Raw genomic sequence first — 15,521 nt, 5'->3', positions numbered from 1 at the left:
GCCCTTCGGCCCAGGTGATCCGGATATCCGCCCCGAACGGGACGGCCAGCCCAACGTAAGAGCCGTGAAGGATTTTCGGAACCTACCGAAGTCGGGTTGCCGCGGACGGTGACCGGCGACCGCGGCGGCCTTCGGCCCGCTAGAGTTCCCCCGAGGGGGGAACGATGTCCGTACCACAGCACGATCCCGAGCTCTTCGACGAGCTGATGCGCGAGGAACGGCGCCGGCACCCGCGGCCGGCCAGACGCCACGCGGCCGTGGTGGTCTTCTTCGGCCTGCTGATGGTCGTCGCCGCGCTCTCCTTCCGGGCCGCCACCAGGACCCCGCGCGACGAACCGCCGGCCGAAGGCATGGCCCACGGCCTCGATGTCACCGCGGGCCAGTGCTTCTGGTCCCCGACGGGCACGGGTGAGGTCGACGTGTTGCTGAGGCCCTGCACCGGCGGCCACACCGCGGAGGCGTTCGCCGTGCTCCCGGTCCCCGAGGGGTCGACGGCCGAGGTCGACCAGCCCTACCAGCGGACGCTGGACCGCTGCACCGCCGCCGCCCACCCGATCCCGGGCGCGCACGTCCAGGTCCTGACCCCGGACAGCTGGACCGACGGCAAACACCGGGCGGTCTGCTACTACCGCTTCGACACCGAGATGACCGCACCCGTCCGCTGATCAGGACTCCACCGGTTTCGTCCACGCCACCTGCACCAGCCCCGTCCCGTGCCGCCGGGACACCAGCGTCCCGCGCCCCGGCGGTTGGGGTGACGGCTTCACGTCCGCCAGCAACGCGCCCTCGTCCTTCGTGCCGGACATGATCAACCCCGGCGAGCCCAGTTCCCGCAACCGCTGCAGCACCGGCTCGAACAACGCCCGCCCCGCGCCGCCGGAGCCGCGGACGATCACCAGGTGCAGGCCGATGTCTCGGGCCTGGGGCAGGAACTCCAGCAGCGGCTGCAGGGGGTTGCGCCCCACCGTGGCCACCAGCTCGTAGTCGTCCACCAGCACGAACAGCTCCGGCCCGCGCCACCACGACCGGTTGCGCAGCTGCTCCGGGGTCACCGACGGCCCCGGCAGGCGGTTGCGCATCGCCTGTGCGCACTCCGCGATCAGGTCCGTCAGCTTCCCCTCGGCGCCCGCGTACCCCAGCAGGTGCGGCTCGGACACCGCGCCCAGGAGACCCCGTCGGTAGTCCGCCACGATGATCGCCGCCTCTTCCGGCGGGTACGCCGACGTGATCCCCGAAGCGATGGCCCGCAGCAGCGACGACTTGCCGGACTCCACGTCGCCGAACGCCACGAAGTGCGGGTCCGCCGCGAAGTCCAGGTACACCGGGCGCAACGTCGATTCCGCGATCCCCAGCGTGATCTGCCGCGAAGGGGCCGGGGGCAACCCGTCGAGGGGCACCTCGGGCGGCAGCAGGCGGACTTGCGGGGCACGCGGCCCCTGCCACGCCTCGGAAATCCGCCGCACCAGGTCGACGCCGCCCGCGCCGATCGTCTCCGGGTGCTGGTCGGTGTCGATGCGGGGCAGCGCCGCCAGGAAGTGGAGCTTCTCCGCCGTGATGCCGCGGCCTGGGCGGTCGGCCGGGACGTTCGCCGCCACCTTGCGGTCGATCGAGGAGTCCATCGGGTCGCCCAGGCGCAGCTCGAAGCGGGTGCCGATCGCGTCGCGCAGCTGGGCGCGGACGCCGATCCACTGGTTGAGCGAGACGATCACGTGGATGCCGAAGCCGAGCCCGCGGGCGGCCAGTCCGGTGATCTGCTCCTCCAGCTGCTCGTACTCCTGGCGGATCGTGGTCCAGTTGTCCACGAACAGGAACACGTCGCCGAACTCGCGCTCGTCGGTGCTCTCGGTGTATTCGGAACGGCGGGCGCGGAACGCCGCCATCGACTCGATGCCCTGCGCGGCGAAGAACTCCTCGCGCTGCTCCAGCAACGTCGTCAGCTCGGCCACGACCCGGCGGCAGCGCTGCGCGTCCCGGCGGGTCGCGTACCCGGACACGTGCGGCAGCCCGGCGATCGGCGCCAGCGCGCCACCGCCCATGTCCAGCACGAACAGCTGGACCTCGGCCGGGGTGTGGGTCAGCGCGAGCATGCCCGCGATGTCCTTCATCAGCGTCGACTTCCCGCTCTGCGGCGCGCCGACGATCAGCGCGTGCCCGGCCGCGCCGGAGAAGTCGGCCCACAGCAGGTCGCGGCGCTGCTCGAACGGCTTGTCCACCAGCGCCACCGGGATCGTCAGCTTCCCGTTGCCGCCCCAGCCGAGCGGGCACAGGCCGCGGGCCGCGTCTTCGCCGAGCGGCGGCAGCAGCTGGTCCAGCGTCGGCGGTTCGGCCAGCGGCGGCAGCCAGATCTGGTGCGCCGCCGGGCCGCGGCCCTCCAGCCGAGACAGCATCGCGCCGATGATCGTCTCGCCGGTGCCCTCCTCCGAAGGCGCCGCGGACACCTCGGTCGTCACCGGGATTTCCACCGGCGCCAGGGAAAACGGCAGCACACCGAGCTCCTGCCCGTCCTCGCGCACGACCGTGCTGCGCGGCGGCAGTTCCCCGGAGACGTAGGCGGCCTTGAGCCGGATCAGCGTTTCGGTGTCCGACTTCAGGTACGCCGAACCCGGGACCGGTGGCAGGTGGTAGGCGTCGGCGACACCCAGCACCGCGCGGCTTTCCGCGGCGGAGAACGTCCGCAGCCCGATCCGGTAGGACAGGTGGGAGTCGAGCCCGCGCAGCCGGCCCTCTTCCAGCCGCTGCGAGGCCAGCAGCAGGTGGATCCCGAGGGACCGCCCGAGCCTGCCGATCGCGACGAACAGGTCGATGAACTCCGGGCGCGAGGACAGCAGCTCGCTGAACTCGTCGATGATCACCAGCAGCGACGGCAGCGGCTCCAGCGCCGCGCCGTCCGCGCGGGCCTTCTCGTAGTCGCGCACCGACGCGTAGTTCCCGGCCGCGTGCAGCAGTTCCTGCCGCCGCAGCAGCTCGCCGTTCAACGCGTCCGCCATCCGGTCGACCAGCGCGAGGTCGTCGGACAGGTTCGTGATGACCGCGCAGGTGTGCGGCAGCCCGGTCATCCCGGCGAAGGTCGCGCCGCCCTTGAAGTCGATCAGCGCCAGGTTCAGCGTCTCGGAGCTGTGCATCACGGCCAGCGCCGTCACCAGCGTCCGCAGCAGCTCGCTCTTGCCGGAGCCGGTCGCGCCGATGACCAGGCCGTGCGGGCCCATCCCGCCCTCGGCCGACTCCTTGAGGTCCAGCTCGACCGGACGGCCTTCGGGGTTGACGCCCAGCGGGATCCGCAGCCGGTCGCGGGCCGCCCGCGGCGCCCACGTCACCGTCGTGTCGGTGTCGCGCGGGTCGCCGATGCCGAGCAGCCCGGCCAGCCCGAACGTCGACGACATCGGCTTCTCGCCGACGACCGCGGCGGGCGTGTGCAACGGCGTCAGCATCCTCGCCAGCGCTTCCGCGGCGCCGCGGTCGAGGAGGTCCGGGCGGCCGAGGAAGCCGAGCCGCTGCTCGCCGCCGTCGCCGACGACCATGCCGAGCGACTCCGGCGCGGTGTGCAGGCTCAGCAGCTTCTCGGACGACGACGTCCGCGGGTGCTCCTGCCCGACCTCGATCACCGTGACGCCCAGCCGTCCGTCCGGGCCGACCAGCCGGGGTTCGCCGTGGGCGTTGCCGCCGTCGACGAGGACCACCAGGTGGGGCAGGTCGAGCTCGGCCGCCGCGCGCCTGCTGAACGCCGGGCGTTCACCGAGGTCGGCGCCCAGCAGCACGGCCAGCCCGGCCGCCGTGTCGGCGGCCAGCCGCCGCGCGCCGACGGCGTCGGCCGCGCCGGCCGCCGTCGCGTGCGGCAGCCACTTCGCCCACTCCCAGTCGTGCTGCCGGTCCGGTGACACGCAGAGGGCGATCCGCAGGTCGGCGGGGGAGTGGAAGGTGACGAGCTGGCACAGCAGGGCCCGCACCAGGCCGAGCACGGCCGGGCGGCGCCCGGCCACGGTGACCGCGGCGAACGACCGCAGCGACAGCGCGACCGGCAGGCCGTCGACCGTCGAGTAGGTGCGGATGAAGTGCTTGAGGCTGGTGGAGGACACCGGGTCCAGGTCCTCCAGCGGCACGGTCTGCGGTGCCTTCAGCGGCGTCGCGAGCCGCTGCGGCCCGGTGCCCGCGCGCACCTGCGCGAACTGCGGCTCGCCGCGGCGACGGTCCCACAGCTTTCCGGTCTCGACGTAGGCCCACAGGTCGGCCGGGTCGGGCTGGACGGCGACCATGGCCGCGCGCTGGCCGTCGGCGATGTCGCGGACCTGGGCGCGCAGCCCGGAGAGGTAGCGCTGGTAGTCCCGGCGCTCGTCGTTGATCTGCGCCTTCTTCGCCATCCCGCCGCGGCCCAGCGACATCACCACCATGCCGCCCATCGCGCAGATGAAGAGGGCGCCGAAGACGTAGGTCATCACCCCGCCGTCGCGTCCGATGTAGACGAACGACATCGCGCCCATGCCGAGCATCATCGGCAGGAACATCATCAGCTGCACCATGCCGCCGGACGAGCTCTTCGGGAGCATCGGCGGCGACTGCAGCACGATCTCGGACGGGCGCTCGGGCGTGAGGCTCATGCAGCAATGCTCCAGCGGATCGGGGCGGCTCTGACCGGTATTTTGGCCACTTACCGCCCGCGCACGGTGGGTACTTTTGCCGTCCGCCCGCTTCCGGGGCCGAACTTACGCTCGGGCTCAGCACACCCCCCGGGAAGGAGACCCATGGCCGGCGAGTACCGGGCTGAGCCCGAGGCGATGCGCTCCGCCGTGGGCAACGTCGGGGGCATCATCGCCCACGGCATCAACGCCGTGGCCGACCTCGAACGGCTCGTCGTGCCGCCGGTGTCGTTCGCGACGTTCGGCAGCGCGGTCGCCGCCGCGAACGCGGCCCTGCACTCCGGCCAGATCACCGCCGTCCGCACGCTGCTGCAGCTGCTGCAGCAGGTCAACGGGCTCGTCAAGGCCAGCGCCGACGCCTACCAGGCGGCCGACCAGGACGTCGCCTCCGGCTACGGCGGCGGCCACCACGGCGGATCGTCGACGCCGGCTTCGTCGATCTGGGGCAGCTCCCACGCTTCCGAGCTCGCCACCCTGGCCATCAACGACAGCGCCGGCGCCCACGGCGAGCCGTCGTCGGTCGGGAACGTGCTGCGCTACCTGGGGGACGCGCGGCTGGGCAGGCTCGGGGACCACCCGATCACCGACACGCGCTTCCACGGTGTCGCCGACTTCAACGACTGGCTCGCCGGTGACGCCGACAACCAGGCGCGGGTCGGCCTGATCGAGGTCTACGCGGGCACCGCGCGGACGTTCTCGGACGTGCCCGGCGGCGTGCACAGCGGTGACGTCGTGGTCGTGGAGCCGCTGCTGTTCTCCGACCGCCAGCCGGTCATCGGCGTCGCCGGCGACGGCGGCCGCCTCTACAACCACGGGCTGCTCGACGCCCGCACCGGCGGGCTGGCGAAGGTCAGCGTCTACCGGCCCGCCTCCGTCGTCTGATCGTCCGCCCCCTCGAACTCCGCTCCCAAGGAACCTGTGAGGACCGATGCTGACTTTCCCGAACTCCAGCGCGATGGACGCGACCGCGTCTTCGGGCGGGCCGATCACGATCCTGCCGCAGATCGTCACGGGCCAGCCGGAGCAGATCGCGAAGCACGTGGTGGACCTGGTCCGCAAGGCCGAGCAGTTCCTGTCGATGTACAACGAGCTGACCAAGGCCGCCGACCAGCTGGGCAAGATCTGGTCCGGGGCGGCGAGCGAGTCGGCGCTGAAGAAGATCAGCGACTCACTGGACCAGCTGACGAAGATCATCAACGTCGTCCAGAAGGGCGCCGAGCTGCTCGGCGTCTCCGGGACGCTGATCAAGACCGCGCAGGAGGCCTACCGCGCGGTCGTCTCCGCGGTGAACCCCACGGTCGCCGCGCTGATGTCGAACTGGTGGACCTACGGGGCCGCGGTCGCTTTGTCGACCGCGACGAGTGCGTCGCTGCGGGCGTTCATCACCGCGATCGGCGCGCTGCTCAAGGCGCTCGGCGCGGTGGACCTCGCCCAGCAGGTCACCACGCTCGCGCAGGTCATCGGCGAGATCGAGAAGCTCTTCCACCACTCCTCCGGCAGTTCGGGCGCGACAGCTCAGCCGTCGATCGGGACCACCCCGGTCACCGCGCCGCAGACCCCGCCGCCGGTGGCGAGCCCGTCGGGGCAGCAGGCGGTGGCGGGCGGGAGCGGCGGGGGGATCCCGCAGCAGCCCTCGTTCACTGACTACACCCCGCCCGCGCTCGCCACCGGCGGCGGTTCCAGCGGCGGTGCCACACCCGCGAACAGCTGGATCCCCGTCGACCACCCGGCGACGGCGCCGTCGATCCCCGCGCCGGCCCCGGCGCCCCAGCCCGCTCCGGCGCCCCTGCCCGCCCCGGCGGCCGGGCACGCGGACGAGGTCGTCATCCACACGAACCTGACCACCGGTGAGTCCACTGTGGAGGCTCCGGGCGGGCAGGACTTCGACCTCGACATCGATCTGGACTACAACGGCAAGCACTTCAGCCAGCACGTCGGCTACGACGCGGCCGGGAACTAGCCGGTGGCGGGCTCGGGGGTGGTCGACGCGTCGGGGGTGGTCAGCTCCGTGCTGTCCGGGTACCGACGCGTGCTCGTCGAGTGCCGGCGGCGCGTCACCGGCGACCCCGGCGCGCTGAGCGCCGCCTCGCAGCGGGCCGCCGGCCGGGCGTCGGCGGTTTCGGGCCGGGCAACGGAAATCGACGAGTCCGCCAAGACCCTGCACGCGGACTGGGACGGCGACGCCTACACCGCGTTCGCGGCGGCCGCGGGCGAGCTCGGCAAGGAGCTCGCCGAAACGGCCGCGAAGCTCGGCGACCAGGCCAACCGGCTCGGCACCGCGGCCCGGCTCGTGCAGTCCGCGGAAGCCGCCGTGGACTCGGTGCTCGCGCAGTTCGACTCCTACGCCGCCCAGCTGACCGCTCAGGCCCGCGCGGTGAACTCCGCCTCGGTCGGCGCGTTCATCCAGGCCGCGCGGCAACTCGGCGAACAGAGCGTCGCCGCGGCCCGCCAGGTCGTCGACGAGTTCTCCGACGCCCTCGCCGAGCTGTTCCCGCCCGAAGGTGTCGGACGCCTGGAGCACGAGCTCGGCAAGTGGGCGCGCGGCCCGCTGCACTGGCTCAACGGCGAGCCGCTGGACGGCCGGAAGCGGCCGCGGACCGTGCCGTCGTGGTTCGGCAACTCCGGCTGGAAGAAGCTCACCTGGGACGGCCTCGAAGGCACCCGCGCGCCGAAGAAGGCGGACACGCCGTTCGGGCAGCCGGAGCCCGAGGGCCTGAAGAACAAGATCGGCCGCAACACCGAGATCACCTACTACAAGTTCCAGCACGAGCAGGACGGCTGGTCCCCGGAGTACGACGGGAAGATCACGTCGAAGGGCTGGGACGCGTCCGCGTCCGGGCACGCGGAACTCGCGGCCCTGCACGGTGAGGCCGAGGCGAAGAAGGAGTGGGGCGTCGCCGAAGCCCACGCCAAGGGCACGGTGTTCGCCGGCGGCGAGGCGAGCGCGTCCGGCACGATCGGCGCCCACGGTGTCGGCGCGCACGCGAACGCCTTCGTCGGCGGCAAGGTCGAAGGCGAGGTCGCCGCGGACGTCGCGGGCATCGGCGTCGGCGCCAACGGCACCCTGCAGTACGGCCTCGGCGCGCAGCTGGACGCCCAGGCCGTCTACGACGCCGGGCACCTCAAGGTGAACTTCAAGGCGGGCGCGGCACTCGGCCTCGGGCTGGGGGTCGGTGCGAAGATCGACATCGACCTGCCGAAGCTCGGCCACACGATCGGCGAGTACGGCGGCGCGGCGGTCGACGCGGTCAGCCACGCCGCTTCGGACGCGGCCGACGCCGTCGGCGCGGCTTGGGACGACGCCGTCGCGTACGTGGGGCTGTGATGACGCTTCCCCTCGACTTCGTCATCCCGGACGGCTGGACCGCCGTCGACCCGGGCGATTCCGGCGCGGTGTTCGTCGCCGTGCACGCTGCCGCACCGGGCGAGTTCGTCCCGAACATCACCGTGAGCGTGCAGCAGCGGCCGGACGACGCCACGATCGACGCCATCGCCGCCGAAGCCGTCGAACGGCTTTCGCGGACGCTGGCCGGGATCGAGGTGCTGAGCCGCCGCGACGTCGGCGACGCGGCCGCTCCCGCCGTCATGCAGCTGCTGCGCCTGCGCACCGGCGAAGGCACCGAGCTGATCCAGACCCAGGTGCACCTGACCGTCCCCGGCGCCACGCCGGCGGAGCGGCTGGTGCTCGAGCTCGCCTGCACGGCCGCGCCCGCGGCCGCCCGGCGGCTCTCACCCGGTTTCCAGCGGTTCGTGGCCAGCGTCCACGTCCGCCAGCACGAAGGGAAAGCACAGTGACCGATCCGTACGCGGTGCCCGACATGGACGAGCTGCTGGCGCAGGTGCGCAAGCAGACCGAAGAGGTCCAGCGGATCCAGCGCACGGTCGAGGCGATGGAGATCAAGGCGCACTCGCGGCAGAACGAGGTCACCGTCACCCTCCGCGGCGACGGCCGCTTCACCTCGATCGACATCGACCCGCGCGCGATCCGCGAGTACGACGCCCGCAACCTCTCGGAGATCGTGCTGGAGGCGGTGAACGCCGGGCTGCAGAAGCTGGCCGAGGCGTCTTCCGCCAAGTTCGCGCCGGTGATCGCGGCCGCGAAAGACGTGTGATGACCGCTGACGTATTTCCTCCCGCGGAGGCGGCATGAGCACGGCATCTTTGACCGGCACGACCCGGCGGGTCACGGTGGTCACGCCGCGGGCCCGCGTCGACGTCGCCCTGCCGCAGCAGTCGACGTTCGCCGAGCTCGTCCCGCAGCTGGTCCGGCTGGCGGGAGCGTCCGGCCAGGCGTCGGCCGAGCACCCGGGCTGGGTGCTGTCCCGGCTGGGCGGGGCACCGCTCGCCTTGGGGCTCAGCGTCGCGGCGGCCCAGATCCGGGACGGCGAAGTGCTGCACCTGACCCCGCGGGAGCGCCCGCGGGGTCCGCTGCTGTTCGACGACGTCGTGGATTCGATCGCCAGCGTCGCCGACACGTCCGGGGGCTGGGGCCCGTCGGTGGCCCGGCGCTCGGGCCTGGTCGCCGCGGTGGTCTTGCTGCTGGCGGGTGGCCTGCTGGTGCAGGCGGCGGCGTCCGGCAGCGTGCTGGCGCCGATCGGTACCGGGCTCCTGGCCCTGGTGCTGCTGCTCGGCGGCGGCGCGCTGAGCCGCGCTTACGGCGACGCCGAGGCGGGCGCGGCCGGCTCGGTGGCCGGCGTCGGCGTGGCGCTGCTGGCCGGGATGTCGGTGCTGCCACCGCATCCGCTGTTCTCCCTGTCGGCGGGCCCACTCGCCGCGGGCCTCGCGGCGGTGACGGTGTACGGCGTGCTGGCGGCGGTTTCGGTGGCCGACCGCCTGCCGTGGTTCGTGGCGATCACCGGCGCGGCGGGCTTCGGCGCGGTGACGACCGGAGTCGTGCTGCTGGCCGGGGTATCGGCCGGTTCGGCCGCGGCGGTGGTCGCGGTGCTGTGCACGGCGCTGGCGGCGGTGGCACCGATGCTGGCGTTGCGCCTGGCCCGCCTGCCGCTGCCCCGCGTGCCGGACGACATGGAGGCGTTCCGGGCGGACGAGCAGCCGTCGCTGGGCACCGAGATGATCGGCCGGACGTCCCGCGCCCAGGCGGTGCTGACCGGGTTGCTGGTGGCGCTGGGCCTGGTGGTGCTGGCCGGTTCGGTGGTGCTCTCTTCGGGGGGCCCGTGGGAGGCGGGGCTGGCGGGGTTGCTCGGTCTGGCGTGGATTCTCCGCTCGCGGTCCTACGCGGGCCGGGCGCAGCGGCTGGTGCTGATCGGGTTCGGCGTGCCGACGCTGGTGTGCGCGGGGGTGTGGCTGGTGGCCTCGGGCAACCGCACGGCGGTGTTCGCGGCCGGCTGCGCGGTGGTCCTGGCGGCGGTGGTGTGCCTGGTGTACGCGACGCGGGTGGCGCGCGGACTGCGTTCGCCCTACTGGTCACGGCTGCTGGACGTGACGGAGTTCCTGGTGCTGCTGTCGCTGGTGCCGGTGGTGGCGATGATCGCCGGGGTGTACGAGGCCGTCCGGGGCTGAGCGGTCTTCGACTGAACGTTTCATTGACCGTGCCACGCGGACACTGTTAAGACTGATCACGGGAGCGCTCCCAGGCTGTTCGCCAGTCGACTCCAGGGAGATGCCGTGTCACCACGTCGAGACCTGTCCGAGAACTTGCCCCTCCTGCGCCGGCGGACCGTGCTGGCGGCGGGCGCCGCCCTGCCGGTGCTGGCCGCCGGGACACCGGCCGCGGCGGCCACCGCGGTGGTCGTCGAGCCGTCGAACGTGCAGCAGACGATCCTGGGCTTCGGCGGGATGAACCACACCGTCTGGATCAGCGATCTCACCGCCGCCCAGCGCGAGACGGCGTTCGGCAACGGCACCGGGCAGCTGGGGTTCACCGTGCTGCGCATCCCCGTCCACGAGGACCGCAACAACTGGAGCCGCGAGGTCGCCACGGCCAAGCGGGCGAGCCAGCTCGGGGCGAAGGTCATCGCTTCGCCGTGGAACCCGCCCGCGTCGATGACCGAGAGCTTCTCCGGGGGCAAACGGCTGCGGTACAACGCCTACGGCGCCTATGCCCAGCACCTGAACGACTTCACCGCGTTCATGGCGAGCAACGGGGTGCCCCTGTACGGGATCTCGGTCCAGAACGAGCCGGACTACGCGCAGGCGTGGACGGCGTGGACCTCAAGCGAAATCGTCCGGTTCCTGCGCGAGAACGCGGGCGTGCTCAGCACCAAGGTCATTGCGCCCGAGTCGTTCCAGTACCGCAAGAACATGTCCGATCCGATCCTCGACGACGCCGCCGCTCTGGCGAACGTGGACATCATCGGCGCACACCTCTACGGCACTTCGTTCGCGGACCTGCCCTATCCGCTCTTCCAGCAGAAGGGTGCCGGGAAAGAGCTGTGGATGACGGAGGTCTACTACCCGAACAGCACGGACTCGGCCGACCTGTGGCCGCAGGCGCTCGACGTCGGCGAGCACGTTCACCGCGCGTTGGTGGATGGCCGGTTCCAGACGTACGTGTGGTGGTACATCCGCCGTTCTTACGGGCCGATGCGCGAGGACGGGCAGATCAGCAAGCGGGGTGCCTGTATGGCGCACTTCGCGAAGTGGGTCCGGCCGGGGTTCTCGCGGATCACCGCGACCGCGAACCCGCAGGCGAACGTCTACGTCTCGGCGTTCAAGAGCGGGACGCGGATCGTTGTCGTCGCCATCAACAAGAACACCTCGGCGGTCGATCTTGCCTTCACCGTCCGGGATGTCGGTTCCGCGGTGGCGCAGACCTGGGTGACGAACCAGAGCGCCAATCTTGCGCGGTCCACCGATGTGACGATTTCGAACGGGGCGTTCACCGCGCAGTTGCCCGCGCGCAGTATTCGGACCTTCGTGGTGAATTGACCCGGGTTGACCTTTGTCGCCGTCTCGTCAGCCGTCCAGGGCCAGGGGGAGGGTGCGGCGGACTCCGGACTCGTGCCGGCCGTGCAGCGGGATCGCCGCCGGCGGCACGGGAACCGGAGCGTTCGCCCGTGCCCCCACCCGGATCGTCACCTCCGTCTTCTCCTTGCCGCCCGCCGTCCTTGTCAGCGTGTACGACGTCGCCGTGAAGGCCGCACCGGGTACCGCCAGGTCCAGCGTTCGTGGTGACCGCGGTGCGAAGCACGCCTGGGTGGAATCGCCCCACACCCAGGACTTCCACCGCTCGGGCGGGCCGGACGCCGTTCCCTGGGCGCCCAATGCCACCCGGAGCTCCTTCGCCAGCTCTCCGGCTTCCAGCACCGTGCTCTGGTAGCCGGCTTCGGCGAGCGCGCCCATCAAGCTCAGCGCCGCCGACGCCGTGCTCCGCAGGGCCCCGAGCTCGCCGCCGCCGCGGGCCAGTGCCGCGATCGGGGCCAGGTCCGGCCGGTAGCGCACCGCCAGCCAGCGCACCCGCAGCATCTGGTCGCCGCGCGGGATCGCCCACGTCAGCAGCTGGGCCGACGCCAGGGGGATGTCCGCGCGCCGGTACGCCGAACGCAGGGCCTCGACCAGCGGCCCCGGCGCGCCCGGGCCGGGTGTCAGGCGGACCAGCGCGCTCCAGCCGCCGTCGATCTCCGCGACGCCGAAGCGGTTGCCCGCGCGGTCGACGTGCTGGCGCACCTTCACCGGCCCGGCCACGCGCAGCAGCGGGTCCGGGCCGTCGCGGCGGGTGTCGTGCCGGCGCAACCGGAACGCCGTCCACGTCAGCGCCCAGCCCGCCGCGTGCCGGCCGGCGAAGCGCACCGACGTCAGCAGCACGAGCAAGCCCGCGGCGACGGCGACGCCGAGCCGGACCGGCTGCGTGACGCCGTCGACGAGCCACGCGAGCAGCACGGCGATCGCGGCGATCTCCCACAGCGCCGCCTGCAGCGGCCGGATCGGCAGCAGCCACGCCAGCGGCGCCGGCGAAGGCCGGGACGGTGCCAGGTGGACGGCGGTATCGACGGACACGGGCTCCCCTTTCCCCGGCCTTCGACGCTACTGCCTGTCCGGATACCGCGTGGGCGTAAAAATTACCCTCGCCGCTGTCCGGTGCGGTGCCTAGCATCGAGCACTCGGGAGGACGACGCACACAGCCGGGGGCACAGCAGCGTGTGGACGCAGCGGGACCAGATCCAGGCGTACCAGTTCCTCCGCCGCAGGCTCGTCTCCGCGCTCGTCGCCGCCGACGCCAACCACCCCGTCTCGCCCAGCCGGCGGCTCGTGCTGGGCACGGTCCTCGGTGTCGTGGCCGCGCTCCTGGTCACCGCCGTCTTCGGCATCATCGGGCTGCTGAACCCCTCCGGCGGCAAGGACTGGCTGGCCGGCGGCAAGGTGATCGTCGAGGAGGGCACCGGCGCGCGGTTCGTGCTCGGCGCCGACGGCGTGCTGCACCCGGTGCTCAACTACGCCTCCGCCCGGCTGCTGGCCGGCGGTGCCGGCGACGCGACCGTTTCCGTGTCGCCGGAAAACCTCGGCAAAGCGGGCCGCGGCAACCAGATCGGCATCCCGGGCGCGCCCGACTCGCTGCCCGCGCCGGGCGCGCTGGTGAGCACGCCGTGGACCAGCTGCAGCCGGACCACCCAGGACGCGCCCGCCTCGGCCGAGCCGCGCACCGCCGTGCTGCTGGCCGCGCCCGCCTCCGGCGTGGAGCTGCCGCGGGACCAGGGCGTGATCGTGCGGCTGCCGAAGGGCGAGCGGTTCCTGCTCGCCGGCGGACGGCGGCACAAGCTGAGCGACGAAGCCGCGACCGCGCTGCAGTTCGACAGCTACCCGACGATCGCGGTGGCGTCGCGGTGGCTCGACACCGTCCCGGCGGGCCGCGACCTCACCGCGCTGCCGGTCGCCGGCGCCGGGAATCCCGGGCCGGCGGTGGGCGGCCGCGGCACCCGCGTCGGCGAGGTCCTCGCCGTCGTGGACGCGCTGGCCGCGCCCGGCACCGCCACGTCGTACTACCTGGTCCGCCGCGAGGGCCTCGAACCGGTCGGGCAGACCGAGGCGAGCCTGCTGGTGACGACGGAGGCCAACGCCGCCGCCTACCCCGGGCCGCCCGCGCCGGTGGAGGTCCGCGCGGCCGACGTCGCCGCGGTCCCGAAGGTCGCCGCGCCGCGGGCCGGCGGCGCCGACCCGGCCGCCTACCCCGACCGGATCCCCGGCAAGGCACCGATCACCGGGAACTCGGTGGCGCTGTGCGTTCAGGGCAGCCGGTTGCTCGTTTCGGCCGAATTCCCGCTTCCCGTTGGGGCCAAAGCCATCCGCGTGGCCACCCGGACCGAAGCAAGGGTGGCGGACGAGGTTTTCGTACCTCCCTCGGGGGGAGCCGTCGTCGTCGAAGCCGGCTCGGTCACCGCGTACCTGGTGACCGACACGGGCCGGAAGTACCCGGTGGTGAACGCGCAGGCCTTGGCCTCGCTCGGCTACGGAGGCGTCGCCAAACCGCCGGTCACGGGTAGTTTGCTGGCATTGGTGCCGACGGGCCCCGCGCTGGACCCGGCCACGGCCGGCCGGCCGGCTCCGTCGGGTGGAACGGGGTGAAAGTCGTGCACATGACAGAAGAGCGTCCGACCGAGGGTGAACTGGACCAGGGGCGGGTCCGGGTCGCGGTCATCGAAGACCACCCGCTGTACCGCGTCTCCGTCGAACGTGTGCTGGCCGAAGCCGACTTCGTCGAGCTCGGTGCGGTCGTCGATTCGGTCGCCCGGTTCCACGTGCACCGGCAGCCGCCGGGCAGCGTGGTCCTGCTCGACCTGGGCCTGCCGGGCGTCGCGGGGGCGGCGGCGGTGCTGGAGGTGTGCGAGCTCGGGCACCACGTGCTCGTGGTCTCCGCGCAGGCGGAACCGGAAGTCGTGCTCGGGGCGATCGCGGCGGGGGCGCGCGGGTTCCTGTCGAAGGACGTCGACGCCGACGAGCTGCTGATCGCGATCAAGACGGTCGCCGGCGGCGGCGCGTACGTCTCGGCGGTGGTCGCCGGGATGATCATGAAGGACAACGCCGACCGGCCCGCCGTGTCGGCCGAGGCTGAGCTGTCCCCGCGCGAGGAGCAGGTGCTGCGGCTGGTGGCGGCGGGGGAGCGGGACGTCGACATCGCGCTGATCCTCGGCATCGGCGTCCGCACGGTCCGCGGCTACCTGGACCGCATCCGCGACAAGACGGGCGAGCGCCGGCGGCCCGGGCTGGTCAAGGAGGCCATCCGGCGGGGCCTGATCGGTGAAGCCGGTCCGCGGCGCGGCGGCCGCAAATGAGCGGGCGCATCTCCGTCGGCGTGATCGAGGACCATCCGCTCTACCGGTACGCGCTGACCCGCGTGCTGACCGAAGCCCCGGACATCGAGCTCGGCGCGGTGGCGGATTCGGTGGCCCGGTTCGCGGTCCAGGACCAGCCGTCGGGCAGCGTCGTCGTGCTGGATCTGAAGCTCCGTGGTGTCCAGGACGCGGCCGCGGTCCTGGAAGTGGGGCAGATGGGGCACAAGGTGCTGGTGGTGTCCGCGCACGCGGAGCAGCCGGAGGTGCTGGGGGCGATGCAGGCGGGCGCGAAGGGCTTCCTGTCCAAGGACGTCGACAGCGACGAGCTCCTGCGCGCGATCCGCACGATCGCCGACGACAACGCGTACGTGTCGCCGACGCTGGCCGGGATGATCATCCAGGACAGCGAAGAGCGCCACGCGGGGCCCAAGATCGTGCTGTCGGAGCGGGAGAAGCAGGTGCTGCGCCTGGTGGCGGCGGGGGAGCGGGACGTCGACGTGGCGGAGATCCTCAACATCAGCGTCCGCACGGTCCGCTCCTACCTGGACCGCATCCGCGACAAGACCGGCGAACGGCGACGCGCGGGCTTCGTCCGGGTCGCCATCCGCGAGGGCCTCCTCCGCTAGTCGTAACCCACGTGATCGAACCCGTCACCCGCGTGACT

At 72.7% G+C, this 15,521-nt stretch carries 13 protein-coding genes; 11 read left to right on the top strand and 2 right to left on the bottom strand.

The window, feature by feature from the left end; genetic code table 11:
• Window positions 1-164: 164 nt before the first annotated feature.
• Entirely contained in the window at window positions 165-665 is a 501-nt protein-coding gene (locus ACWEGE_RS20290) for a hypothetical protein (RefSeq protein ID WP_449661988.1), read from the top strand.
• Here ACWEGE_RS20290 and eccCa read toward each other — a convergent pair whose 3' ends face one another.
• The gene (gene eccCa / locus ACWEGE_RS20285) at window positions 666-4,592 is read right to left on the bottom strand and encodes a type VII secretion protein EccCa (RefSeq protein WP_449661987.1); all 3,927 of its coding nucleotides are present in this window, start codon (window positions 4,590-4,592) and stop codon (window positions 666-668) included. It abuts the gene before it with no gap.
• A gap of 144 nt (window positions 4,593-4,736) precedes the next feature.
• On the opposite strand from eccCa, the gene ACWEGE_RS20280 reads away from it, so the two are divergent.
• From ACWEGE_RS20280 to ACWEGE_RS20250, 7 genes are all read left to right on the top strand, one after another.
• On the top strand, window positions 4,737-5,513 hold the full coding sequence (locus ACWEGE_RS20280; RefSeq protein WP_449661986.1) for a WXG100 family type VII secretion target: 777 nt from the start codon (window positions 4,737-4,739) through the stop codon (window positions 5,511-5,513).
• 46 nt (window positions 5,514-5,559) lie between these two features.
• Window positions 5,560-6,591, top strand: coding sequence for a WXG100 family type VII secretion target (locus tag ACWEGE_RS20275; RefSeq protein WP_449661985.1), 1,032 nt, complete (start codon window positions 5,560-5,562; stop codon window positions 6,589-6,591).
• Between the two features lie 3 nt (window positions 6,592-6,594).
• Window positions 6,595-7,956, top strand: a complete 1,362-nt coding sequence (locus ACWEGE_RS20270; RefSeq protein ID WP_449661984.1) for a WXG100 family type VII secretion target — start codon at window positions 6,595-6,597, stop codon at window positions 7,954-7,956.
• The gene (locus ACWEGE_RS20265) at window positions 7,956-8,426 is read left to right on the top strand and encodes a hypothetical protein (protein ID WP_449661983.1); all 471 of its coding nucleotides are present in this window, start codon (window positions 7,956-7,958) and stop codon (window positions 8,424-8,426) included. The genes ACWEGE_RS20270 and ACWEGE_RS20265 overlap by 1 nt, the downstream gene beginning before the upstream one ends.
• Window positions 8,423-8,743 (top strand): YbaB/EbfC family nucleoid-associated protein, encoded by a 321-nt coding sequence (locus tag ACWEGE_RS20260; protein WP_013224119.1) that lies wholly within the window; start codon window positions 8,423-8,425, stop codon window positions 8,741-8,743. The genes ACWEGE_RS20265 and ACWEGE_RS20260 overlap by 4 nt, the downstream gene beginning before the upstream one ends.
• Before the next feature lie 34 nt (window positions 8,744-8,777).
• Window positions 8,778-10,151 carry a type VII secretion integral membrane protein EccD gene (eccD, locus tag ACWEGE_RS20255; protein WP_449661982.1) on the top strand — a complete coding sequence of 458 codons (1,374 nt, stop codon included), beginning with the start codon at window positions 8,778-8,780 and terminating at the stop codon, window positions 10,149-10,151.
• A gap of 105 nt (window positions 10,152-10,256) precedes the next feature.
• Window positions 10,257-11,519, top strand: coding sequence for a glucuronoxylanase (locus tag ACWEGE_RS20250; RefSeq protein ID WP_449661981.1), 1,263 nt, complete (start codon window positions 10,257-10,259; stop codon window positions 11,517-11,519).
• Between the two features lie 27 nt (window positions 11,520-11,546).
• Here the strand turns inward: ACWEGE_RS20250 and ACWEGE_RS20245 are convergent, their stop codons facing one another.
• On the bottom strand, window positions 11,547-12,587 hold the full coding sequence (locus tag ACWEGE_RS20245; protein ID WP_449661980.1) for a type VII secretion protein EccE: 1,041 nt from the start codon (window positions 12,585-12,587) through the stop codon (window positions 11,547-11,549).
• A gap of 141 nt (window positions 12,588-12,728) precedes the next feature.
• Between ACWEGE_RS20245 and eccB the strand changes: the two genes are divergently transcribed.
• The 3 genes from eccB to ACWEGE_RS20230 are packed head-to-tail and all read left to right on the top strand — an operon-like array spanning window position 12,729 to window position 15,483.
• On the top strand, window positions 12,729-14,150 hold the full coding sequence (gene eccB / locus ACWEGE_RS20240) for a type VII secretion protein EccB (protein WP_449661979.1): 1,422 nt from the start codon (window positions 12,729-12,731) through the stop codon (window positions 14,148-14,150).
• Between the two features lie 11 nt (window positions 14,151-14,161).
• Window positions 14,162-14,857, top strand: coding sequence for a response regulator transcription factor (locus tag ACWEGE_RS20235; RefSeq protein ID WP_235190866.1), 696 nt, complete (start codon window positions 14,162-14,164; stop codon window positions 14,855-14,857).
• Window positions 14,854-15,483: a response regulator gene (locus tag ACWEGE_RS20230; protein ID WP_449661978.1), complete on the top strand. Its 630-nt coding sequence runs from the start codon at window positions 14,854-14,856 to the stop codon at window positions 15,481-15,483. Before ACWEGE_RS20235 ends, ACWEGE_RS20230 begins: the two co-directional genes overlap by 4 nt.
• The last annotated feature ends 38 nt before the right edge of the window (window positions 15,484-15,521 follow it).

This window comes from Amycolatopsis sp. NPDC004747, from assembly GCF_053601335.1.
Note: the sequence above shows the minus strand (reverse complement) of the source record. Positions and strands in the feature narration are given on the sequence as shown.